Origin of the sequence: Flavobacterium sp. (assembly GCF_036782315.1) — a bacterium.
Lineage (GTDB): Bacteria > Bacteroidota > Bacteroidia > Flavobacteriales > Flavobacteriaceae > Flavobacterium.
Window position 1 is genome coordinate 112,410 of the sequence record NZ_DAIPZK010000002.1, and the last position, 23,008, is coordinate 135,417.

The 23,008-nt window shown below is 31.4% G+C and carries 23 protein-coding genes; 6 read left to right on the forward strand and 17 right to left on the reverse strand.

The genetic code is table 11. The features are described 5' to 3' along the window. Positions 1-78: 78 nt before the first annotated feature. Entirely contained in the window at positions 79-2,271 is a 2,193-nt protein-coding gene (locus tag V7P59_RS02350) for a B12-binding domain-containing radical SAM protein (RefSeq protein ID WP_333808297.1), read from the reverse strand. 108 nt (positions 2,272-2,379) lie between these two features. Here V7P59_RS02350 and V7P59_RS02355 point away from each other — a divergent pair, with 108 nt between their 5' ends. From V7P59_RS02355 to V7P59_RS02370, 4 genes are all read left to right on the forward strand, one after another. Beyond that, complete coding sequence (locus V7P59_RS02355) at positions 2,380-6,018, forward strand: T9SS type B sorting domain-containing protein (RefSeq protein ID WP_333808299.1); 3,639 nt, start codon at positions 2,380-2,382, stop codon at positions 6,016-6,018. Positions 6,019-6,093: 75 nt separating this feature from the next. Then, positions 6,094-7,689, forward strand: coding sequence for a bacillithiol biosynthesis cysteine-adding enzyme BshC (gene bshC, locus V7P59_RS02360; protein WP_333808301.1), 1,596 nt, complete (start codon positions 6,094-6,096; stop codon positions 7,687-7,689). Positions 7,690-7,842: 153 nt separating this feature from the next. Continuing rightward, on the forward strand, positions 7,843-8,670 hold the full coding sequence (locus V7P59_RS02365; RefSeq protein WP_333808304.1) for a formylglycine-generating enzyme family protein: 828 nt from the start codon (positions 7,843-7,845) through the stop codon (positions 8,668-8,670). Positions 8,671-8,727: 57 nt separating this feature from the next. Further along, complete coding sequence (locus tag V7P59_RS02370) at positions 8,728-9,147, forward strand: nucleoside-diphosphate kinase (RefSeq protein ID WP_333808306.1); 420 nt, start codon at positions 8,728-8,730, stop codon at positions 9,145-9,147. 81 nt (positions 9,148-9,228) lie between these two features. On the opposite strand, the gene V7P59_RS02375 is transcribed toward V7P59_RS02370, so the two are convergent. Continuing rightward, entirely contained in the window at positions 9,229-9,525 is a 297-nt protein-coding gene (locus V7P59_RS02375) for a DUF721 domain-containing protein (protein WP_333808308.1), read from the reverse strand. Between the two features lies 1 nt (position 9,526). Further along, complete coding sequence (locus V7P59_RS02380) at positions 9,527-9,943, reverse strand: lipocalin family protein (protein WP_333808310.1); 417 nt, start codon at positions 9,941-9,943, stop codon at positions 9,527-9,529. 200 nt (positions 9,944-10,143) lie between these two features. On the opposite strand from V7P59_RS02380, the gene V7P59_RS02385 reads away from it, so the two are divergent. Beyond that, positions 10,144-11,208, forward strand: coding sequence for a serine hydrolase domain-containing protein (locus V7P59_RS02385; protein WP_333808311.1), 1,065 nt, complete (start codon positions 10,144-10,146; stop codon positions 11,206-11,208). 21 nt (positions 11,209-11,229) lie between these two features. On the opposite strand, the gene V7P59_RS02390 is transcribed toward V7P59_RS02385, so the two are convergent. The 14 genes from V7P59_RS02390 to V7P59_RS02455 form a co-directional block, all read right to left on the reverse strand. Beyond that, positions 11,230-11,412: a hypothetical protein gene (locus V7P59_RS02390; protein ID WP_333808313.1), complete on the reverse strand. Its 183-nt coding sequence runs from the start codon at positions 11,410-11,412 to the stop codon at positions 11,230-11,232. 11 nt (positions 11,413-11,423) lie between these two features. Beyond that, positions 11,424-12,404, reverse strand: coding sequence for a signal recognition particle-docking protein FtsY (gene ftsY, locus V7P59_RS02395; protein ID WP_333808315.1), 981 nt, complete (start codon positions 12,402-12,404; stop codon positions 11,424-11,426). Positions 12,405-12,528: 124 nt separating this feature from the next. After that, positions 12,529-12,681, reverse strand: coding sequence for a DUF4295 domain-containing protein (locus V7P59_RS02400; protein ID WP_023574293.1), 153 nt, complete (start codon positions 12,679-12,681; stop codon positions 12,529-12,531). A gap of 37 nt (positions 12,682-12,718) precedes the next feature. Continuing rightward, positions 12,719-12,901 (reverse strand): 50S ribosomal protein L33, encoded by a 183-nt coding sequence (rpmG, locus tag V7P59_RS02405; protein ID WP_008253902.1) that lies wholly within the window; start codon positions 12,899-12,901, stop codon positions 12,719-12,721. 20 nt (positions 12,902-12,921) lie between these two features. Then, positions 12,922-13,164 (reverse strand): 50S ribosomal protein L28, encoded by a 243-nt coding sequence (gene rpmB / locus V7P59_RS02410; protein WP_008253904.1) that lies wholly within the window; start codon positions 13,162-13,164, stop codon positions 12,922-12,924. A gap of 79 nt (positions 13,165-13,243) precedes the next feature. Beyond that, a complete protein-coding gene (locus V7P59_RS02415; protein ID WP_333808410.1) occupies positions 13,244-14,491 on the reverse strand; it encodes a CinA family nicotinamide mononucleotide deamidase-related protein in 1,248 nt (415 codons plus the stop codon). A gap of 37 nt (positions 14,492-14,528) precedes the next feature. After that, entirely contained in the window at positions 14,529-14,873 is a 345-nt protein-coding gene (locus V7P59_RS02420) for a histidine kinase (RefSeq protein ID WP_333808412.1), read from the reverse strand. A 2-nt stretch (positions 14,874-14,875) separates the two neighbouring features. Continuing rightward, the gene (locus V7P59_RS02425) at positions 14,876-15,487 is read right to left on the reverse strand and encodes a fumarylacetoacetate hydrolase family protein (RefSeq protein ID WP_333808413.1); all 612 of its coding nucleotides are present in this window, start codon (positions 15,485-15,487) and stop codon (positions 14,876-14,878) included. A gap of 40 nt (positions 15,488-15,527) precedes the next feature. Then, the gene (locus tag V7P59_RS02430) at positions 15,528-15,899 is read right to left on the reverse strand and encodes a four helix bundle protein (RefSeq protein WP_333808415.1); all 372 of its coding nucleotides are present in this window, start codon (positions 15,897-15,899) and stop codon (positions 15,528-15,530) included. 45 nt (positions 15,900-15,944) lie between these two features. Next, complete coding sequence (locus tag V7P59_RS02435; RefSeq protein ID WP_333808416.1) at positions 15,945-16,715, reverse strand: 3'-5' exonuclease; 771 nt, start codon at positions 16,713-16,715, stop codon at positions 15,945-15,947. A gap of 39 nt (positions 16,716-16,754) precedes the next feature. Beyond that, the gene (locus V7P59_RS02440; RefSeq protein WP_333808418.1) at positions 16,755-17,387 is read right to left on the reverse strand and encodes a DUF2306 domain-containing protein; all 633 of its coding nucleotides are present in this window, start codon (positions 17,385-17,387) and stop codon (positions 16,755-16,757) included. Beyond that, complete coding sequence (locus V7P59_RS02445) at positions 17,387-18,337, reverse strand: YARHG domain-containing protein (protein WP_333808420.1); 951 nt, start codon at positions 18,335-18,337, stop codon at positions 17,387-17,389. Before V7P59_RS02445 ends, V7P59_RS02440 begins: the two co-directional genes overlap by 1 nt. A gap of 77 nt (positions 18,338-18,414) precedes the next feature. Next, entirely contained in the window at positions 18,415-19,749 is a 1,335-nt protein-coding gene (locus tag V7P59_RS02450; protein WP_333808422.1) for a dihydrolipoamide acetyltransferase family protein, read from the reverse strand. An 84-nt stretch (positions 19,750-19,833) separates the two neighbouring features. After that, entirely contained in the window at positions 19,834-20,952 is a 1,119-nt protein-coding gene (locus V7P59_RS02455) for a glycosyltransferase family 2 protein (protein WP_333808424.1), read from the reverse strand. A 162-nt stretch (positions 20,953-21,114) separates the two neighbouring features. Here V7P59_RS02455 and V7P59_RS02460 point away from each other — a divergent pair, with 162 nt between their 5' ends. After that, on the forward strand, positions 21,115-22,974 hold the full coding sequence (locus tag V7P59_RS02460) for an ABC-F family ATP-binding cassette domain-containing protein (protein ID WP_333808426.1): 1,860 nt from the start codon (positions 21,115-21,117) through the stop codon (positions 22,972-22,974). Positions 22,975-23,008 lie beyond the last annotated feature (34 nt).

The window sequence follows — 23,008 nt, forward strand, 5'->3', positions numbered from 1 at the left end:
AGTGGACGTAAACTTACGAAAAGAAAACGTTTTCGTAAATGATAATTTTATAATTTTTGTAAAAATACTATAGCTGTTTTATAACGTTAATAATCCGAACTCTCGTAATGTATTTATTGGTTTTGAGTACCAAAACAATTCAAAATCTTCAAACTGTTTTTCAAAATCAGATTTTAATTGCGAAAAAGTGATTTTATTTTCAGAAGTAACAGCAATTTTCTCTAAAGTTTCAATTAACCATTTTCCTTCTTCAGCATTTACTGAAATATCAAACGATTGGGTTTTAGTGTGAAACGATATTTTCATCATTTCCCATGAATTTCCTTTCTTAGATTTGGTAAAGGTTTCGATTTGGGGTTTTCCTCCTATCCAAACAATTTTAGCATTAGGTTTTGTATTGAAATTTTGTTCGTTTTGAAGGCAATTAAATATGTAATCTGATGGGATTTTAGTTTTAGGAATTTTGAAATCGAACCAATCTTGCAAATCGTAATCGAAACAGATGCCGTGCATGTAATTGAATAGCGATTTTTTTAATCCGTAACTGAATTTATCGTGATTGATTCCCGTTTTGTCTTTGAAATTAATGTCGTTATTAGCAAATGTAATTTCATTTTGTTCCGGAATTACGCCAAATTCTTCAGGAAACATACCAACAGGAGAATGCGCTGTCATAGCAAATTGATGCCAAAAACCACTTTGTAAAACACCCAATTCAAACAATTGACGCACCATTTCCAAACTATCCACCGTTTCTTGAATAGTTTGTGTTGGGTAGCCATACATCAAATAGGCATGAACCATAATGCCTGATTCCGTGAAATTTCGGGTAACTTGAGCTACTTGTTCAACCGTAACTCCTTTTTTTATAAGTTCTAAAAGTCGGTCAGAAGCCACTTCTAATCCGCCAGAAACCGCAATACAACCCGATTCTTTTAATAACAAACACAAATCAGCCGTAAAACTTTTCTCAAAACGAATGTTGGTCCACCAAGTTACTACTAATTTTCGTTTGATGATTTCCAAAGCAACTTCCCGCATTAAAGCTGGTGGCGCTGCTTCATCTACAAAATGGAATCCGCTTTCGCCTGTTTGAGCGATCAATTCTTCCATTCGGCCGACCAAAATTTTTGCGGCAATTGGTTCGTACAACTTGATGTAATCTAGAGAAATATCGCAAAAAGTACATTTTCCCCAATAACAGCCATGAGCCATAGTAAGTTTATTCCAACGACCATCACTCCATAAACTGTGCATTGGATTAGCTACTTCAATTACAGAGATGTATTTATCTAATAGTAAATCCGAGTAATCAGGAGTTCCTACTTCACTTTGTTTGTAATCGTGACGAGTGGTGTTGTTTTTGTAAACTACTTGATTATTTTCTAATAAAAATGTGCGTTTTAGAGGCATCTCTTCCGAAATTTCGGAATCACTCGATCTGACAAAATCGTACAACAATTCAACAGGTAATTCACCATCATCTAACGTAATAAAATTGAAAAACTCAAAAACGCGTTTGTCTTTTAATTCGCGAAGTTCTGTATTAGGAAAACCTCCGCCCATTGCTATTTTTATATTTGGAAAATTAGCTTTTATAAACTGAGCACAACGAAAAGCGCTGTAGAGATTTCCTGGAAATGGAACTGAAATTAAAACGAGCTTTGGTTGCACTTCTTCAATTCGCTCTTTCAGAATTCTAATGGTAATATCGTCAATAAAAGTTAATTCATTTTGTAAATGATTGTATAATTCATCAAAAGAATTAGCACTTCTTCCTAAACGTTCTGCGTAGCGACTAAATCCAAAATTTTCATCGACACATTCTACGATAAAATCAGATAAATCTTCCAAGTATAAAGTGGCTAAATGTTTGGCTTTATCTTGCATTCCCATCGAACCAAAGGCAAATTCCATATCGTCTAATTGGTCAAAACGAGAAGCTTCGGGTAAAAAATTCCCTGAACAAATTTGTCGCGCCAAAGATGGGTTTTTTCCTTGAAGAAAAGCGATTACGGTATCGATGGTTTTGATGTAATCGTCTTTGAGGGAATAAATTCTTTGGGTGTTGGGTGATGGGTGCTGGGTTATGGTTGAAAAAATATGTGTTAGTCCTTTTTTGGAAAACATTTCTAAAATCACTTCGATTCCTAAATCCATTTGGAATGCCGAAATGTTTTTGGTATTTAGAAAACCTTTCAAATAAGCCGTTGCTGGATACGGTGTATTCAGTTGGGTAAAAGGTGGTGTGATTAAGAGAATGTTTTTCAAAATTTTAAAAGTAAAATTATTGTTAACAAAGTTAGAAAGAGTTTAAATTACATTTTGGTAAAAAAAGTTTTCATAATTTTTATATTTTTGTAAAAAAAATTCTACTAAATGAAAAATGTTTTTTTTATTATTATTGTCTCCCTCTTTTCTATTACTTGTTTAGCACAAAATTCCGAATTAAATACTGAAAATTCAAATATTGTTGTAATAAACGGTCGCCCTTTTGAAAATACTCCGGAATTCAATCTTAATGATTCAATTCAAAGAAAATTATTTATTGGAAAAATTGAAGCTGATAAAAATTTAAATTCTTCGAGATTTATTCCTTTTTCAAGACTACAAAGTGCTGTCTTTTTGTGTAATAATGGTGGTTTTGAAGAGTTTGAAAATTTTAACAGCACATATTTTTTAAAAAACTATAGTTACGGTACGGGTAATCCTACTAATCCTATGCAATGCAAAGACGTTAATGTTCAGGCTAACCAAGGGATTATACAATACAACCCAAATCAATCTAATTTAATGGCCACAACGGTTCCATCAAATTATTATGATCAATACATAGGCAATATTAATGGATTTGATCAATATGTTTTAAAAGTAAACCACAAAAATTCCTACATTACCTCTGGAGTTGTTCAAACAAAACGATTTAAAACAAATAATGAAACAGAGGTTAAATTCAATTTTAAAGCTGTTTTACAAAGTATAACAGGTTCAAGTCATGAAAATGAACAACCTTATTTTAAAGCAAGAATTATTAAAAACAATATTGTAGTAAGTGAATTTTGTTTAACCGGTGATCCTACAAATTGTATTTTTACAGAATCTGAAACACTTGAAGCTGGAAGTATTGTTCTATATACACAAAACTGGCAATCTGGAATATTAGATATCTCATCAATACCCAACAACGAAGAATTTATAATTGAATTTACTGCTTCACGCTGTGGTTTAAGTGGTCATTTTGGCTATGCCTATGTTGATGATTTATGTTTGTTACATTCTAACGAAAATTTACAAGGAAGTATAGAAATCAATCCTTTATTTGAAATTTGTCCTACTTTCCCTTTATCTATTTGTGGAACTTTTACAATTCCAAATTCTGGAGGAATAAATGCAAGCGTTCAATCCATTCAAATTAAAATTTTAAATGAAAACAACCAACAAGTTTATACTTCTGCAACTCCTTCTCAATTAGATTTGAACAATAGAACTTTTTGTTTTACTCTAAACTCAAATGATTTACCGAATACCACAAACGGTAATTATAATGTTATGGCTTTAATAAACTATGGCGTTATTCAAGGCAGTAATACATGTGCAGGAACAAATTTTACAAACGCAGTTGATTCTGATGCAAATGCGGGTTGGGATATATCATTTTTAAATTGCTCACCCGATTGTGATTATAGACCACAAACGACCAATTTAATTAAATGTGATACCAATGGCGACGGTAAAGATTTTTTTGATCTAACAGAATGTGAAAATTTAATTATAACAACTCCTTCCAATTATACTTTTAGCTATTTTCAAAATCAAAATGATGCCTATAGTAATACAAATCCAATACTAAATTTTCAAAATTTCGAAAGTTATACAAGTAGCATATTTGTAAGAGTTACTAAAGATGCTACATGTTATAAAATAATACCTATTCAACTTACAGTTAAAAATCCGTATGCTACAATTTCTGGCATACTGAATGTTTGTAGTGGCAGTACTACGTTAACTGCATCATTAGGTGCTAGTTATTTATGGTCTACAGGAGAAACCACTCGAGATATCATTGTTAATAATACTGGTACATATTCAGTTACGGTAACTGATAGTTATGATTGTTCTTCAACAAATAGTGTAACTATATTACCAAATCAAGTTGCTGTTTTACCCACAATTGTAGTGCAACAACCTTCTTGTTTTGTAGCTTATGGTAGTATTACTGTTACATCACCTGCATCAGAATTTAGTTTTGATGGAGGAACAACTTGGTCTACTTCAAATATTGCTAGTAATTTAGCTGTAGGAACTTATCAAGTTAAAATCAGAACAATTATGGGGTGTGAATCTTACAATTCGCCCATTACTATAAGACCTTTATTAAATAGTACTCCTAGCGCTACTTATACTAACCCAACCTATTGTGGTGATTTTGGAACAATTACCGTTCAAACTTCAGCAACTGAATACAGTTTTGATGATGGACTAACATGGACTTCAAATAATGTAATGACGAATTTACCTATTGGACTTTATTCCGTTAGAGTAAAAGATGCTGCTGGTTGTATTTCAAATCCAAGAAACATTTCTATTGAAGGTGTGTTTTTGACCAACTTAAATTATACTTTAATAGAACCTTATTGTTCTAATTTAGGAAGTATTACAATTACAACACCAGCTTCTGAATATAGTTTTGATGGTGGAAACACTTGGCAAACTTCAAACACATTAAATAATGTTACAGCATCTACTTACATTTTACAAATCAAAAACAATTTAGGTTGCACATCTGATTTTACCTATGTATATGTTAGAAACTTTGAAACAATTCGTCCAAGCTATACCATTGACCCTGCAGGTTGTAATAAATATGCGACTCTTACTATTACAACTATTGGTGATGAATACAGTTTTGATGGAGGAATTACTTGGAGTACTTCTAATACTAAAACAAATTTAAATGGAGGAAACACTTTAACCCTAATAGTAAGAAGAGGAAGCTGTTATTCATTATCACAAATGGTAACCATCAGTTCTTATTTTATTCCATTACCAAATGTTCAAAATTACAGTACGCTTATTTGTGATAATGGAAATAATGGAAATGAGTTAGTAAATTTAAGCTTATATGAGTCTAATTTTATTAGCAATCCTGCTAACCATAGTTTTTATTACTACAACTCTCAAAATGGTGCTGAAAATCAAATTTCATCTGAACAAATTTTAAATTTTACAAGCTTCAATTTAAATCAAATTAATAAAATAATCTATGTTGTAGTAAAAGACAATAATGGATGTGCTAATATTTGTTCATTAGATTTAACGCTAATTCCAACTCCAATTATTTCCTTAAATCAAATCAATTATTTATGTGAAAACTTCACTGTAACTTTAACAGAAAGTGGTTATTTTGATAGTTATTTATGGTCAACAGGAGAAACAACTCCATCTATAACAGTTGCTCAACCAGGAAATTATAGTTTAACTGTAACAGAAATTCATGGAACTGTTGTTTGTAGTACAACAAAAACCGTTTCAGTTATTTTATCAAATCCGGCAACTATAGGATTATTCAATACAGTTGACTGGACTGAACAAAACAATATTATTACAGTTAACGTAACTGGATTAGGAGATTATGAGTATTCCTTAAACGGAATTGAATACCAAGACAGTAATGTTTTTACTAATTTAGCCAACGGAGAATATGAAATTTTTGTAAGAGACAAACATGGATGTGGTATAAGTACTGATAACATTTATTTGCTTATGTATCCTAGATATTTCACTCCAAATAGTGATGGCAATAATGATTTTTGGAAAATTAAATTTTCAGAGAACGAACCCAATTTAACAATTACAATTTTTGATAGACATGGCAAATTCATAACCAAGTTTGGTCCAGATGACTTAGGCTGGGATGGAACTCACCAAGGCAAATCACTTCCTTCAACCGACTATTGGTTTGTAGTAAAAAGAGAAAACGGAAAAGAATATAGAGGACATTTTACTTTAAAACGATAATTGCTAAGCGTATGTTAAAACAAACATACGCTTTATTTTTTTTATAGTATTTTAGCAAAAAAATTAATTACCAAAATGCCAAACGACTGTGTAACTTATCAAAATTCTGGATATTTTTCAAAACTTATCGTAGATTATTTAGACCAAAAGGCTGAATTAAAAACGTTATACAATCGGTTTCCAACAATAGAAAACTTTCAACTTCAAATTGAAGAAAAAAATAAAAATTTTCCAATAGAAAACCGCAAAGTCTTAGCCCAAGTATTACAAAATCAATATCAAACAATTGAAATTTCAGAAATTACTTCTGCTAATATTGAACTTTTAAAAAAATCGAATACATTCACTATAACAACTGGTCATCAGTTGAATTTATTTACTGGACCTTTATATTTTATTTATAAAATTATTTCGGTCATTAACTTAACGAAAGAACTAAAAAACACATATCCACAGTATAATTTTGTACCCGTTTATTGGATGGCAACCGAAGATCATGATTTTGACGAAATCAATTTCTTTTCTTTTAAAAATAAAAAAATCCAATGGAAAAAAGAAAGTAAAGGACCCGTTGGAAGATTAAACACAGCTGGATTAGAAGCAGTTTTTGAGCAATTTTCAAATGAGTTAGGCTTAGGCAATAACGCAAATTATCTACGTGAATTATTTGAAAAATCTTATTTAAAATATGATAATTTAGCAGATGCTACTCGATGTTTAGCTAATGATTTATTCAAAAAAGAAGGTTTAGTGATTATTGATGGAGACGATTCGGAGCTTAAAAAATTATTTATCCCTTATGCTAAAAATGAATTGTCGTATCAAACATCATTTAAAAAAGTAAATGAAACAATTCCATTATTAGAAAAATACAATATTCAGGTAAATCCTAGAGAAATTAATTTGTTTTACATACAAGATAATTTAAGAGAACGAATTATTCTTGAAAATGGAAATTACAAAATCAACAATACATCTTTATCATTTTCTGAAAGTGAAATTTTAACTGAATTAGAAAATAATCCAAAGAATTTTAGTCCAAATGTTATTTTACGTCCGTTATATCAGGAAGTAATTCTACCCAATCTTTGCTATATTGGGGGCGGTGGAGAATTAGCTTACTGGTTAGAATTAAAATCAAACTTTGAAGCAAATCAAATAACATTTCCAATTTTACTACTTAGAAACTCTGTTTTAATTGCTACAAAAAAGCAAGTCGAAAAAATGGAGAAATTGAAATTAAAATGGGCTGATGTTTTTAAAACCCAACAAACTTTGGTTCAAGAAAAAACAAAAGCTCTGTCAGAACTTACTATTGATTTTAAAGAACAAAAAGAGTTTTTAATAAATCAATTTAAAACCTTGTATGATATAGCAAATCAAACCGACAAATCTTTTATTGGAGCAGTAAAAGCACAAGAAGCAAAACAATTAAAAGGTCTTGACAACTTAGAAAAAAAACTTCTAAAAGCTGAAAAAAGAATTCATGCTGAAAAATTAGAGCGCATTATTCAACTTCAAAACGAATTATTTCCAAATCAAACTTTGCAAGAAAGAAAATTAAATTTCGCAGATTTCTATAACGAAATTAACAATTTAGAAGCTTTTTTCTTACTATTAAGTACTCATTTACAACCATTAACACAAAATTTCACTACAGTAATTTTATAAAAATATCGATAAAAAACATTTTTAATCGATAAAAAGCATTATATTTATTATTTTAACATTAAATTTAGCTAAAATTATATTTTTATAACATTTCTTCATCACAATGTTATAAAAATGTTATATTTGCACACCCCTACATTAATAAATATATATATGAAAAAAATTACTTTTTATTCAACATTATTAATTACCCTTTTATCATTTTTTGCATTTAAAAACAATCTTATTGACACTGATTTAATCAAAATTCAAGGCGGAACTTTTAAAATGGGTTCCAAAGATTCTGATGGATTAGCAGATGTTGATGAGCAAAAAGAACATAGCGTTAACTTAAACACCTTTGAAATCAGCAAATTTGAAGTAACCGTTTGGGAATGGAAACAATTCATCAAAGCCAATAAAATGAAAATGCCTGAAAAACCATCTTGGGGATGGCAAGATAACTACCCTATTAATGGTGTAACATGGAACGAGGCAATAGCTTATTGTAATTGGCTTAGTATTAAAGAAAAACTTCAACCTGCTTATACAAAAAAAGGACCTAATTTCATTTGTAATTTTAAAGCAAACGGATACAGATTACCTACAGAAGCTGAATGGGAATTTGCCGCTAAAGGTGGTAGTCTAACAAAATCATTCAAATATAGCGGAAGTAACACCTTAGATGATGTAGCATGGCACAAAGGGAACAGCAAAGGCACACCTCATACTGTAGGAACAAAATTACCAAACGAATTAGGAATTTATGACATGAGCGGAAACGTTTGGGAATGGTGTTGGGATTGGTATAACAAAGATTTCTATAAATTAGAAAAAGGAGATAACCCAATAGGACCTGAAATGGGTGAGAGAAGAACGGTTAGAGGGGGCTCATGGGATAGCCAACCAAACTATGTAAGACCTGCAAATCGTATTTCAACAGAACCAAATAAAACACATGAATTTTATGGTTTTAGAGTAGCAAGAACAATAATAAAATAATATAAAACTATATTGCAGAACCTAATTAAAATAGTACCTTTGCAAAAAATTTAAAAAATGGCAACAAACAGAACTTTTACAATGATTAAACCAGATGCTGTTGAAAACGGACACATTGGTGGAATCTTAAATATGATTACTGAAGGTGGTTTCAGAATTGTAGCAATGAAATTAACACAATTAACTGTAGCTGATGCGCAAAAATTTTATGCAGTACACAGCGAAAGACCATTTTTTGGTGAATTAGTTGAATTCATGACAAGAGGTCCAATTGTAGCTGCTATCTTAGAAAAAGAAAATGCAGTTGAAGACTTCAGAACCTTAATTGGTGCTACAAATCCAGCTGAAGCAGCTGAAGGAACTATCCGTAAAAAATATGCAACTTCAATTGGAGAAAATGCAGTTCACGGATCTGATTCAGATGAAAATGCAGCTATTGAAAGTGCTTTCCACTTTGCAGGAAGAGAACAGTTTTAGTATTCAGTGTTTAGTCTCAATAGACAGTAATGTCTATTTTTTATAAAATATGTATCCCGATTTAATTAAATCGGGATTTTTTTATCTTAAAACTAAATGAGTCACTAAATCTTTCCGAAGTTCCTCATTAATCATTTTAATTATTTTATCTTTTCCGTAACTTAATTCCTCACGCAAAACAGCAGAAGATAATGCTACATACAAAGTAGAACCTTTTAATTGTATTTCAGTAGTATAATTATTAACGCCATTTCCCATTAAATTCTTCCAAGCATCACGAACGTTAACAATATCCATACCTGCTTCCAACTTATTTTGAGAAATAAATTGTTTCAACACATCACCAATCGGACTTTCCTCGTTAAATCGCTTTGTCATTTTATTTAATTGAAAACTTCATAGGTCTTTTATAATAATACGCTATTTCCTGTTGGTTTTTAACCACTAATTTATCCTTAGTTAATTCGATAATTTCTTCTTCCCATGAAGCATAAGTTGTTTTATATTGAAGTTTTGCTTCTCCTTCTTTTAAAACCACAACAACATCTTCTTGAACATCATTTGTTAAATAAGTTCCATCCAATTGTGGAACTACTTTTTTCCTAAAACCTTTATTTTGTTCAACTTTAAAGAAATCAATCGTTTCATTTACTTTATACTCTTTCTTTTCACCATCAGGAAGTTCAACCTTCTCAATTTCCCAATAACCATTCAAATTAGAAATATCGGTATCAGTTATTTTCTGCTTACACGAAAGGACAGTGCTTAAAACAATTAAAAAAAGAAGTTTCTTCATAATGTAAATACCAAATTAGAGTATAAAATTACGATTAAAAATCATTTGAATTAAACTATTCAGTAATTTTATTGTCTAATTGATGTTAACCATATGAAATTAAATATGAAATCGCCATTAACAACAAGTTTGTGTAAGCAAACACCAATGATTAAAAAGGCGATACCATATGTTACCACTAAAAAATAAAATTTAAACATATGAAAAAAATTATCCCTCTATTTGTATTTATATCTTTACTAAACTGTAGTTCAGACGACTCTTCTACGAACAATAGTGTTGAAACTATGTATTTTCCACCTGTTGGGTCTTCAACATGGGAAACAAAAACTCCAGCTTCTTTAGGTTGGAATCAATCACAGGTGCAACCTTTACTAGATTATTTAGCACTTAAAAATACAAAAGGGTTTATCATTCTCCATAATGGAAAAATCGTAATGGAGCATTATTTTAACGGTCATTCAGCAAATGATACTTGGCAATGGAATAGTGCTGGAAAAACACTTACCGCTAGCACTATAGGAATAGCACAACAAGAAAATCTATTAAACATAAACACTAAAGTTTCACAATATCTAGGAGCCGGATGGACAAGCGAACCTTTGAATAAGGAAAACTTGATTACATCTCGACATTTATTAACTATGACTTCAGGAATTAATGATGAAAGCGACTTAGTAATTATACCCAATTTAACCTATTTAGCAGATGCTGGAACAAGATGGTCATATCATAATGTTTTCCAAAAACTAATGGATGTTGTAGCTGCTTCTAGCGGTCAAACATTTGAGAATTATTTTAATGTTAAATTAAAAAACAAAATTGGCATGGATGGTTTTTGGAATAACGGAATTATCTATAAAATTTATCACAGTAATACGAGAAGCATGGCTAGATTTGGTTTGTTAGCCCTAAATAAAGGAAAATGGGATAATGAGCAAATCATTAATCAAAGTTATTTTAATGAAAGCATTACAACATCGCAAAGCTTAAATCCATCGTATGGTTATTTGTGGTGGTTAAACGGCAAATCAAATTTTATGCTTCCTGGAAGTCAAACTGTATTTACAGGCTCAATAGTTCCAAATGCCCCTGCAGAAATGTACGCTGCTATGGGAGCAGCAGATCAAAGAATATATGTTGTTCCCAGTAGAAAATTAGTTATTGTAAGAATGGGAGAAGCTTCTAACCCTGCCAATCCAAGTTTTGCAGTTTCAGGATTTGACAATGATTTATGGGAAAAAATAAATGCTGTTATTAACTAACAGCATTTATTGTATAAATATTTATTTCTTAACTTTCTTTTTACCGCTAGTAAATTTAATTAGCAGGTACATAAAAATTGCAAATGATGCCAATCTAAGTGTAATAAAAATATAATCATAACCTTCAAAAGGTATTGCAACTAAAGCCATAACAACAGCAACTAAAAATAATTGTACTGTTTTATATTTTAAAAGTTCTTTCACTGTAGTAAATCTTATTTAAAAAACGAATCTACAAACTCGTATTTATTAAACACTTGTAAATCTTCAATTCCTTCTCCTACTCCAATATACTTCACTGGAATCTGAAATTGGTCTGAAATTCCTATTACAACTCCACCTTTTGCAGTTCCGTCTAATTTTGTTACCGCTAAACAAGAAACTTCAGTGGCTGCTGTAAATTGTTTGGCTTGTTCAAAAGCATTTTGGCCAGTAGAACCATCCAAAACCAAAAGTACATCATTTGGTGTGTTTTCCACCACTTTTTGCATTACTTTTTTCACTTTTGAAAGTTCATTCATCAAACCAACTTTATTATGCAAACGACCAGCTGTGTCAATAATAACTACATCGGCATTTTGAGCTACCGCACTTTGCAAAGTATCAAAAGCAACAGAAGCTGGATCGCTTCCCATTTGTTGCTTTACGATAGGAACTCCTACTCTATCTGCCCAAATTTGTAATTGATCAATTGCTGCAGCTCTAAAAGTATCAGCAGCTCCTAAAACCACTTTATAACCCGATTTCTTAAATTGATATGCTAACTTACCTATAGTAGTTGTTTTACCTACACCATTTACTCCTACCACCATAATTACGTATGGTTTAATATTAGTAGGAATTTCAAACTGCGTTGCTTCACCTGAATTCGTTTCTGATAACAAGCTAGCAATTTCTTCTCTTAGGATACCATTTAATTCATCTGTTCCAAGATACTTATCTCTTGAAACACGTTCTTCAATACGCTCGATAATTTTTAAAGTAGTATTAACCCCTACATCAGAAGAAACTAAAATTTCTTCTAAATTATCTAAAACCTCATCATCAACTTTCGATTTTCCAGCCACAGCTTTAGTAAGCTTAGAAAAAAACGATGTTTTTGTTTTCTCTAAACCTTTATCTAAAGTTTGTTTTGCTTCTTCACTAAGAACTTGTTCTTTCTTGTCAGAAGAAAATATTTTTTTAAAAAAACTCATACTAAAATTAGGGTTTAAGTTTTTACAGTAATCAACTTTCTATAAAATTGATTTATCAGACAAATGTAAAAATAAAAAAGCTACTTTCAAACGAAAGTAGCTTATCTATATAATGTAAAATGAATTATTTCTTTTTCAAGAATTCATCAACTTCTTCTGGAGACATAACTGCTTCAACGAAAGTATAAGCACCAGTTTTTGGAGACTTAACCATTTTAATAGCTTTAGTTAATCTTTTAGAAGCTGTTTGTAAAGTTGCTACGGTTTTCTTTGCCATGACTTATAATATTATTTAAAGTTTTAAAAACTTCTAATTACTTAATTTCTTTGTGAACAGTTACTCTTTTTAAGATTGGATTAAATTTTTTAATCTCTAATCTATCTGGAGTATTTTTTTTATTTTTTGTAGTGATGTAACGAGATGTTCCAGGAACTCCTGAAGTTTTGTGCTCTGTACATTCTAAAATAACTTGGATTCTATTACCTTTCTTTGCCATTTTGATCTATGTTTTAAGGATTATACAGATTTAACAAATCCGTTAGCTTTTGCATTTTTCAATACAGCAGCAATTCCATTTTTATTAATCGTTTTTAAAGCAGCAGTTGAAATTTTCAACGTTACCCATCTATCTTCTTCAGGAATATAAAAACGTTTCTTAACTAAGTTAACAGAGAATTTTCTCTTTGTTTTATTCATAGCGTGAGAAACATTGTTTCCTACCATCGCTCTTTTACCTGTAAGTTCACAAACTCTTGACATTATTTCTAATCTTTATTTCGTTATCTAAAATCAGGGTGCAAAGAAACAAAATCCATTTCATATACACAACTATCTTTTACTATTTTTTTAAAATTTCTTTATAAATGAGTTCCAATGCTTTACTCACCGCTCTATCAATAACCTTTTCACGGGGTTGACCAAAGTTAAATTCTTCTGCAAAAACGTCATTAGGCGTTGCTATTCCAATGAAAACAGTTCCTATTTCAGCAGTTTCATCTCCTTTTGAAGGGCCAGCATTTCCAGTTGTAGCAATTGCATAATCTGAATTCATTACTTTTTGAGCTGATTTAGCCATTGCAACAGCCACTTCAGCACTCACCACACCATGATTTTTTATCAAATTTTCATCGATTCCTAAAACATCTATTTTTGTTTGAGTAGCATAGCTCACTACACTACCTTTAAAATAGCTTGAAGCTCCCGGAATTGATGATAAAGTTGAGGCAATTTTACCTCCTGTACAACTTTCTGCCGTTGCAATAGTTAGTTTTTTATCAGTAAATAATTTCCCTAAAACAACTTCAATAGGTTCGTCTTCGTTATAACCCACAATAATTTCATGAATCAACAAATCAAGCTTCTCAACCTGTTGTTTAATTTCTTCTTTCAACAAAGCTTCATCACTTCCTCTTGCTGTTAATCGCAAACGAACTTTTCCTGGACTAGGCAAATAAGCTAATTTGATAAAATTTGGTAAATTATTTTCCCATTCTTCAATTTGTTCCGCAATCATACTTTCACCACGACCATAAGTCATAATGGTTTGATGCACAATATAAGGTCGCTCAAACTTTTGAACTAAATTTGGAAGCACCTCATTATCTATCAAATACTTCATTTCATATGGAACACCTGGCAACGAAATAAAAACCGTGTTTTCTTTCTCCATCCACATACCTGGCGCCGTTCCTGCTTGATTAAAAAGTACTTTAGCTTTAGTTGGAACTAATGCTTGATCTCTATTCATCTGTGTGATTGGACGCTTGTAAAAACCTTCAATTATCGTTTTTACATGTAACAAAACATCTTCGTTTTCAATTAATTCATCTTCAAAATAATCACAAAAAGTTTTCTTTGTAATATCGTCTTTTGTTGGACCTAATCCACCTGTAACAACAACAACTTCAACTTTATTTTGAAGCGATTGAAATGTATCTAAAATGTGTTGTTTATCATCAGAAATCGACAACATTTCATGAGTTGCAATTCCAATTTTATCAAGTGCTTTGGCAATGTAAGAGGAATTCGTATCCACAATTTGACCAATAAGAATCTCATCGCCAATGGTAACTATAGCAGCTTTCATTTTAAATATTTAATAAATTTGGGGAATTTTCAAAAAACTACAGCTTAAAATCTTTTTTGATTTCTTTAACTGCCAATTCAATTCTAGCTTTTAATGATTTAAAAACTTCTTTAATTTCTTTTCTTTTACCTTCGGCTTTTGCCCAAGTCATAATTTGGATATTTTCCTCATAAGCCAAATCCATACCTAATAAATCTAAAGTAGGCTTTATTTTATGACAAGATGCGTAAGTTCTAGTATAATCTTTCTCTTCTATAGCAGTCTTTATGGATTTTATTTCAGCTGGAACTTCCTCTAAAAATAAGGTAACAATCTGCAATGCAAACTCAATATCATTTTCTGAAATTTCATAAACTTTAGCTAAATTATATTGTAAAGCCATAATTACCTAATTTGAATTTTAAACATTGACTTACCTTCTATAAAACCTTCTAAAACATCCCCTTCTGTTACTTTTGCAACACCTTTTGGAGTTCCTGTAAAGATAATATCTCCAATTTTTAAAGTAAAATATTGTGAAACATAAGCGATTAGCTCATCTATTTTCCACAACATCAAACTAGTATTACCTTCTTGAACGGTAGTTCCATTTGATTTTAACTCAAAGTTAATATTTTCTAACGAAGAATAATTTTTTTTCGATATAAAGTTACCAATTACCGCTGAATGGTCAAATGCTTTCGCTTTTTCCCATGGCAAACCCTTCTCTTTCAACTTACTTTGCACATCTCGAGCGGTAAAATCGATTCCCAATCCAATTTCTTCATAATATTTATGAGCAAATTTAGCATCAATGTGTTTTCCTACTTTACAAATTTTGACCAAAATTTCCACTTCGTGATGGATATCATTACTGAATGCTGGAATTACAAACGGGTTTTTATTAGGTAAAATAGCAGAATCAGGTTTCATGAAGATAACCGGTTCTGTTGGTCTTTCATTATTTAATTCCGAAATATGGTCAGCGTAATTACGCCCTATGCAAATTATCTTCATGCTTATCTAAGTTTACAGTCCCAGTCGCAGTTTACAGTTACTAATTTAGATTACATCCAAATTTATCAGGATTATTAATCATATAGTTAATCAACTTACCAATTTCTTTGGATTTCAAAATTAAATCTTGATGCACTTCAGTAGCAACATATTTACACTCGAAAGCAAAGTCTAACCAAACAGTAGTTTCAGAATTTTCTCCATCACAATCGGTTAATTTACTTATAAAATGATTTACATATCTTCTTTTTCTATAAGCCTCAGCCATATTTGCACAAACACTTCTTGACGACCTTCTAATTTGATCTGTCAAGGCATATTTCTCTTCTTTAGGAAAAGAATCTGTCAAATTTTTAATTTCCATTGCTAACGAAAACGCTTTCTGATAAGCCAATAAATCTTTAAAATCCATATGATATCATTTTTTAGACTGAAAACTGTGACTGCGACTGAGAACTTACTTCGTGTTTAACTTTCTCAATTTAATTCCTGTCAATACCTTTTTAGTATATAATGGAAATTCAGCATTTTGAATCCAACCGAAATAACCGGGTTCTTTATCAAAAACTTCTTCCACTAGAGCTCCTTTATGTTTTCCAAAGGTAAAAATTTCTTTTCCTTCGTTGTTCAAAGCAATAAATCCTGCAAAATCAACTGCTTTTTTTCTTGTAGTAAACTCTGCTAACGATTTGATATCATTTTCTAAATTCTCGTAACGATCTAATTGTGCTTTTAAGATTTCATAAGTCGCCATCGTATCGGCTTCGGCACTATGTGCGTTTTCTAAGCTTTGTCCGCAATAGAATTTGTAAGCTGCACTTAAAGTACGTTCTTCCATTTTGTGAAAAATCGTTTGTACATCAACAGACACACGGTTTTTCATATCAAAATCAACTTCAGCACGCAATAATTCTTCTGCTAAAAGCGGAATATCAAATCGGTCCGAATTAAACCCAGCTAAATCGGAATCTTTTATCATATTGTGGATTTGAGAAGCTAATTCTTTGAATGTTGGCTCATTCGCTACTTTTTCATTGGTAATTCCATGTACCGCCGTAGTTTGAGGCGGAATTGGAATAGTAGGATTTACCAACCAAGTTTTACTTTCTTTATTTCCGTTTGGATATACTTTAAATATTGAGATTTCTACGATTCTGTCTCTTGCTACGTCAATTCCTGTAGTTTCAAGGTCGAAAAAGCAGATTGGGCGTGTTAATTTTAATTCCATAGCGATTATATATATGGCAAAGATAAATGAAGATTTTTTTTATTTACTATTTCTTAAGAATTTATAGTAAATAATTAATTCGGCAACCAACAAATTAAATATCCAACCAGACCAAGCAGCGATTCGATAGGCATCCATTGGCAAAGGTTCGAAAAAGAAAACCAATAGATATTTGAACAATCGAAGGGAAATTGCAGATAATGTCAATGCAAAACTTCGGATGGCAAATTTTTGATGTTTGATTATTTGTTTTTTCAAAATGAAATAGAAAGACAAAAACGTAAATAATATCCAAAAAGTAGACAATAGTAAAAATGAAACTTGGGCTAATAAACCACCATTTGCATAATATGACATAACCAATCCACTAGGCCCTGAAAGCAACAATAGAATTCCAACATAAAATCCTCCTGAAATTCGATGAAGTTTTATATGCTTTTTTTGAATGTAGTTCGAAAACTGAATTGCTCCAAAAACCATTAAAAAGATACTCGTATACACATGTGTAAAAAAAGCAATTTTGTAATGATTTAGAACGATTACTTCTTGTTTAATTCGCAAAAAAGCAACATCTGTATGGTACGGAATATATTGAAGGGTTATTAATAAGAGTAGATATGAAAAATAAATATATCCAATCCACAAAAAATATTTTGAATATTTAATCCACATTACCTTCCAAAAGTATCATAGTATTCTTCTGCATTTTGCTCATATCGAAGTAGTAAATCGATGTTTTTCTTTTCGATTTCTGTTAGTTCATCTTTAACATCTCCAAAAACGGGCATATACCAATCAAATTGTTCAAAATACATTCGTAATTGCTTATCCCGAAAAGCAAAACCGTGACGAGCAAAAATGGAATTTCTTAGAATAAAAATATCAGCTTTAGTTAAATTAGAAACAAAATCAGAAGTCAGCTCTTCGTTTGAAGCGTTCTTTTCAAAAAGTTTTTGAGTTGTAGAAAAATATTCTTTATCCTCATAAACTTCAACTTCATCATCAATTGTATCCGTAACAGTTATATTTTTAAATTTATCTGTGTTACGAAAAGTACTATATAATGTTGCTTCTTTATTGTAAATAAATAACTTCTTTTTTAAATCAAAAATTCGAGATGAAATTTTCACTTCTTCTGGATGATATGCAATCCAATTACCTTTCATTACAGAATCTGTCTTTTTAATTTGGATAGAAAAATTCCCATCAGTTCTTTCTCTTTTAAACTCATCGACATTAATTTCAAAATTGGAATCGTTTTCAACTAACAAACCCTTGAAAGGACTAATATTACCAGCAGAAATAGAATGTCCAAAAATAGAATCACCTTTAATTTCATCTATCGAAAATGTAATTTTCCTATACAAATAGTTCACAGAATCATTATCATTATCATAAATTGAATCTAAGGCAGAATCTGTTATATTTGCTCTAAAACCACCTACCCAATAACCTAATAAATCTTCTTTGCTATTTACAACCAAGCTATTACTAACTTTTGGAACAGTGAATTGAATTTCCTCAAAGCTTTGTTCAGCAACAAATTTCTTTTCATTTTTAATTGCCTCTTTACAAGAAATAGTTAGAAATACAATACAAATTAATGGATACAAAAATTTCATAAAATGGATTTAATTAATCAAAAATAACAAAAAACCCGACACTTTTCAGTATCGGGTTGATTTATAATTTATTTGATTTAAATATCTCTATTGATATCCCAAGCTTCTAAGTAATCTGCCACGCGTTTTACGAAACTTCCTCCTAATGCTCCATCAACTACTCTGTGATCATAAGAGTGCGATAAGAACATTTTTTGACGAATTCCAATGAAATCACCTTCTGGAGTTTCAATAACTGCTGGCACTTTTCTAATCGCTCCTAAAGCTAAAATACCTACTTGCGGTTGGTTGATAATTGGCGTTCCGAAAACAGAACCAAAAGTTCCTACATTCGTAACAGTGTAAGTTCCACCTTGTGTATCGTCTGGTTTCAATTTTCCAGCTTTTGCACGGTTTCCTAAATCGTTAACTGCTTTTGCCATTCCAACTAAGTTCAATTGGTCAGCATTTTTAATTACAGGAACAATTAAATTTCCGTTTGGTAACGCAGCCGCCATTCCTAAGTTGATATTTTTACGTTTAATGATAAACTCACCATCAACTGAAATATTCATTCCTGGGAAATCTTTTAATGCTTTTGCTACTGCTTCCATGAAAATTGGCGTGAAAGTTAACTTCTCGCCTTCTCTCTTTTCGAAAGCATTTTTAACTTTATCTCTCCATTTTACAATGTTAGTAACGTCAACTTCAATGAACGACTGAACGTGAGCCGAAGTTTGAACCGATTCTACCATGTATTTCGAAATCAACTTACGCATTCTGTCCATTTCCACAATTTCATCACCACCGTTAACAGAAACTGGAACAGCTTGCGCTGCTGGTTGAGAAGTTATAGCTGGAGCTTCTGCTTTTGGAGCATTTGCTACTGGTTGAGCAACAGGCTGACTTCCTCTATTTTTGATATAATTTAATAAATCTTCTTTATTTACACGACCATCTTTTCCAGAACCTTTAATAGATTCTAATTCTGCTAATGAAATTCCTTCTTCTTTTGCAATGTTTTTAACTAAAGGCGAAAAGAATTTATCTGATCCCGAATAGTCGGGAGAAAAATCAGCTGGAGCTGCAGTTTCTTTTGCTCCCGAAGCTTCGGGATTCACTGCTTTTGCAACTTCTGCAACAGCAACTGGCGCTTCTGCTTTAACTTCTGGAGTTGCTGCAACGGCATCACCTTCCGTTTCGATAATAGCGATCGTTTGTCCCACTTGAACTACATCATCGGTATTAAATAAAATTTCAACAAGTGTTCCTGCAACTTCTGAAGGTACTTCACTATCTACTTTATCAGTAGCGATTTCAAGTACTGCTTCGTCCATTTCAATTTTATCACCAACTTTTTTTAACCAGTTAGTAACTGTTGCTTCTGCAACACTTTCACCCATTTTAGGTAATTTCAATTCAAACTTTGCCATATCTTTAAACTAAAGTTGTGTTTTTGTATTTGGTTTGCAAAAATACTAATTTTTCATTCGTTTTTTAAAGAATTACATAATTTTTTACAACAAAATTATTTGTCCTCTATCGTTTGAATTATTGCTTCCAATTAAGTAATTCGAACTCGAAATATAATTCTTAAAACTTAGATTTTTACTCTTATTTAACTGCATAAAAGTAATAATTTCAGCAAAACTAAAAGTAGTCGTATCAAATATTATTTCAATGTTTTTTTGTTGCTGATTTACAAATTGATTAAAATCAGACAAATAAGTTGTTTTTTGAGGAAGACTTAATCTTAAATTTCCTTTTGAAAAAATGACGTATTCCTCAATAATTCGAACTTCATTCTTTTGTTGATTCTTCTTCAAAAGACTAAAAACAAAACTTCCTACTTGCATCATCACATCAAAAACCCATGATTTTTTGAAATGTTTTTTATAAAAAAATTGCATCGCTTCACGAAAACGTTTCATATACGTTCCATCACGAACAGTACTTTCTCCTTTATAATGAATCACCGAAGTTTCGTGAAAATAATAATTCGATTTCCCTAATTTCAAAACCAAATAACTCAAATCAATATCATCCGAATACATAAAGCAATTTTCATCAAAACCGCCAACTTCGAGATACAATTCGCGCTTCATTACCATAAAAGCTCCTACCAAAATATCCACTTTACCAGATTCGTTTTCCGATAAATGTTGGGCGTAATATTTCCCGAAATAATTCGAAACTTTATACAACCCAAAAATCTTAGTAAAAGCTACCCAAGGTGTTGGAACGCCACGTTTGCTTTCTGGAAGAAAATTACCAGCACCGTCGATTAGTTTACAACCGATAATGCCAGTGTTCAGTTGCCAGATATTAGTGTTCAGTATTTTTGAAAAAGTATCTTCTGCAACAACCGTATCGGGATTCAAAATACAAATGTATTCACCTTTGGCTTGAGCAACTCCGATGTTATTTCCTTTTGGGAAACCTAAATTAGCTGTATTTTCAATAAGTTTGATGTGTGGAAATTTGGTTTTCATCATTTCGCAACTATCATCAGACGAAGCGTTATCAATGACAATAATTTCGCCGTCAATGTCTGCCAATGCTTTTTGAACACTAAGAACACATTGCTCTAAAAAATAGCGCACATTGTAATTGAGAATGATGACGGATAGTTGCATGAATTTAATTTTCAATATTCAATTAGCCAATATGCCAATTGATTGACAAGTCAAAGTTGCAATATTTATTTATGAAATACAAAAATACGAATTTGAAATAATAAAGCTATTTTTGCAAAACGATTGGCACATTGCCATATTGTCTAATTGACAAATTAAAAAATGAATTACCTTTCAGTCGAAAATATTTCCAAATCCTATGGCGAACGCGTGTTGTTTGACAACGTTTCGTTTGGAATTAATAAAGATCAAAAAATAGCATTTATCGCTAAAAACGGTTCGGGAAAAACCACAATTATGAACATGATTAATGGTTTGGATGAGCCTAATACAGGTCAAGTTATCATTCGAAAAGACATTAACATGGCATTTTTGTCGCAAAACAATAATTTGCAAGACGAATTAACGATTGAAGAAAATATTTTTGCTTCGGATAATGAAATTCTGAAAGTAATTGAGCGCTACGAGAAAGCATTAGAAAATCCGAATGACGAAGAAGCCTATCAAAGAGCTTTTGACGACATGGACCGACATAACGCTTGGGATTTTGAAACCCAATTCAAGCAAATTTTGTACAAACTGAAGTTGGAAGACTTGAAAATGAAAGTCAAAAACATGTCGGGTGGACAAAAAAAGCGTCTTTCGTTAGCGATTATTTTGATTAGCAAACCTGATTTATTGATTTTAGACGAGCCAACCAATCACTTGGACTTAGAGATGATTGAATGGTTAGAAGATTATTTTGCAAAAGAAAACATCACGTTATTTATGGTAACGCACGACCGTTTCTTTTTGGAGCGTGTTTGTAACGAAATCATCGAATTAGATAACGGAAAAATCTACCAATACAAAGGGAATTATTCCTATTATTTAGCCAAAAAAGAAGAACGTTTGGCTTCTGAAAATGCAACAATTGACAAAGCGCAAAACTTATTCGTAAAGGAATTGGCATGGATGCGACGTCAACCAAAAGCTAGAACCACCAAATCTAAATCGCGTCAAGATGATTTTTATAAAATCAAAGCAGTTGCCGAAAGTCGAAGAAAAGAAAATGTAGTGGAGCTTGAAATTAACATGGAGCGCATGGGAAGCAAGATTATCGAAATGGTAAAAGTGAATAAAAAATTCCCAGATAGAACCATTTTAAATGACTTTTCCTATTCTTTTCAACGTGGCGAACGCATTGGAATTATTGGTAAAAACGGAACAGGAAAATCGACTTTCTTGAACATTTTAACCCAAACCATGCAACCTGATTCGGGTAAAGTGATTATTGGTGATACGATTAAAATTGGTTATTACACCCAAAGCGGAATCAATCCAAAACCGGGACAAAAAGTAATTGATATCATCAAAGAATATGGCGAATATATTCCGTTGACGAAAGGGAAAATTATTTCGGCTTCGCAATTATTGGAACGCTTTTTATTTGATGCCAAAAAACAATACGATTTCGTAGAAAAATTAAGTGGTGGCGAATTGAAACGTTTGTATTTATGTACGGTTTTAATTCAAAATCCGAATTTCTTGATTTTGGATGAGCCAACAAATGATTTAGATATTGTGACTTTGAATGTATTGGAAAGTTTCCTTTTAGATTATCCAGGCTGTTTGTTAGTGGTGAGTCACGATAGATATTTTATGGATAAAATTGTGGATCACTTATTCGTTTTTAGAGGCGAAGGTGAGATTGAAGATTTTCCTGGAAATTATTCTGATTTTAGAGCGTATGAAGATTCTATTGAACCTGAAAAAGACGACAGCCCAAAAGAGAAAGTCAATTGGAAAGAAAAACAAACCGCTTCAACTGGTTTGAGTTTCAATGAACAGAAAGAATTCAATAAAATTGAAAGAGAAATCAAAGATTTAGAAATTCAAAAGAAGGCTATCGAACAAGAATTCGCCGACGGAAAAGTTTCGGACGATAAGATTGAAGCAAAAGCAAACGAATTGCAAAAAATCATTCAGTCTTTAGAAGAAAAAGAAGAACGTTGGTTTGAATTATCGAGTAAAATGGAGTAAAATTTCACAATGTAACACTAAGTTTTACACAAAG

Excerpts from the sequence above, each read along its gene's own strand:
- V7P59_RS02355 (WP_333808299.1), top strand. The coding sequence starts at position 2,380 with ATGAAAAATGTTTTTTTTATTATTATTGTCTCCCTCTTTTCTATTACT.
- bshC (WP_333808301.1), top strand. The coding sequence starts at position 6,094 with ATGCCAAACGACTGTGTAACTTATCAAAATTCTGGATATTTTTCAAAA.
- V7P59_RS02365 (WP_333808304.1), top strand. The coding sequence starts at position 7,843 with ATGAAAAAAATTACTTTTTATTCAACATTATTAATTACCCTTTTATCA.
- V7P59_RS02370 (WP_333808306.1), top strand. The coding sequence starts at position 8,728 with ATGGCAACAAACAGAACTTTTACAATGATTAAACCAGATGCTGTTGAA.
- V7P59_RS02375 (WP_333808308.1), bottom strand. The coding sequence starts at position 9,525 with ATGACAAAGCGATTTAACGAGGAAAGTCCGATTGGTGATGTGTTGAAA.
- V7P59_RS02380 (WP_333808310.1), bottom strand. The coding sequence starts at position 9,943 with ATGAAGAAACTTCTTTTTTTAATTGTTTTAAGCACTGTCCTTTCGTGT.
- V7P59_RS02385 (WP_333808311.1), top strand. The coding sequence starts at position 10,144 with ATGAAAAAAATTATCCCTCTATTTGTATTTATATCTTTACTAAACTGT.
- ftsY (WP_333808315.1), bottom strand. The coding sequence starts at position 12,404 with ATGAGTTTTTTTAAAAAAATATTTTCTTCTGACAAGAAAGAACAAGTT.
- V7P59_RS02400 (WP_023574293.1), bottom strand. The coding sequence starts at position 12,681 with ATGGCAAAGAAAACCGTAGCAACTTTACAAACAGCTTCTAAAAGATTA.
- rpmG (WP_008253902.1), bottom strand. The coding sequence starts at position 12,901 with ATGGCAAAGAAAGGTAATAGAATCCAAGTTATTTTAGAATGTACAGAG.
- rpmB (WP_008253904.1), bottom strand. The coding sequence starts at position 13,164 with ATGTCAAGAGTTTGTGAACTTACAGGTAAAAGAGCGATGGTAGGAAAC.
- V7P59_RS02415 (WP_333808410.1), bottom strand. The coding sequence starts at position 14,491 with ATGAAAGCTGCTATAGTTACCATTGGCGATGAGATTCTTATTGGTCAA.
- V7P59_RS02420 (WP_333808412.1), bottom strand. The coding sequence starts at position 14,873 with ATGGCTTTACAATATAATTTAGCTAAAGTTTATGAAATTTCAGAAAAT.
- V7P59_RS02425 (WP_333808413.1), bottom strand. The coding sequence starts at position 15,487 with ATGAAGATAATTTGCATAGGGCGTAATTACGCTGACCATATTTCGGAA.
- V7P59_RS02430 (WP_333808415.1), bottom strand. The coding sequence starts at position 15,899 with ATGGATTTTAAAGATTTATTGGCTTATCAGAAAGCGTTTTCGTTAGCA.
- V7P59_RS02435 (WP_333808416.1), bottom strand. The coding sequence starts at position 16,715 with ATGGAATTAAAATTAACACGCCCAATCTGCTTTTTCGACCTTGAAACT.
- V7P59_RS02440 (WP_333808418.1), bottom strand. The coding sequence starts at position 17,387 with ATGTGGATTAAATATTCAAAATATTTTTTGTGGATTGGATATATTTAT.
- V7P59_RS02445 (WP_333808420.1), bottom strand. The coding sequence starts at position 18,337 with ATGAAATTTTTGTATCCATTAATTTGTATTGTATTTCTAACTATTTCT.
- V7P59_RS02450 (WP_333808422.1), bottom strand. The coding sequence starts at position 19,749 with ATGGCAAAGTTTGAATTGAAATTACCTAAAATGGGTGAAAGTGTTGCA.
- V7P59_RS02455 (WP_333808424.1), bottom strand. The coding sequence starts at position 20,952 with ATGCAACTATCCGTCATCATTCTCAATTACAATGTGCGCTATTTTTTA.
- V7P59_RS02460 (WP_333808426.1), top strand. The coding sequence starts at position 21,115 with ATGAATTACCTTTCAGTCGAAAATATTTCCAAATCCTATGGCGAACGC.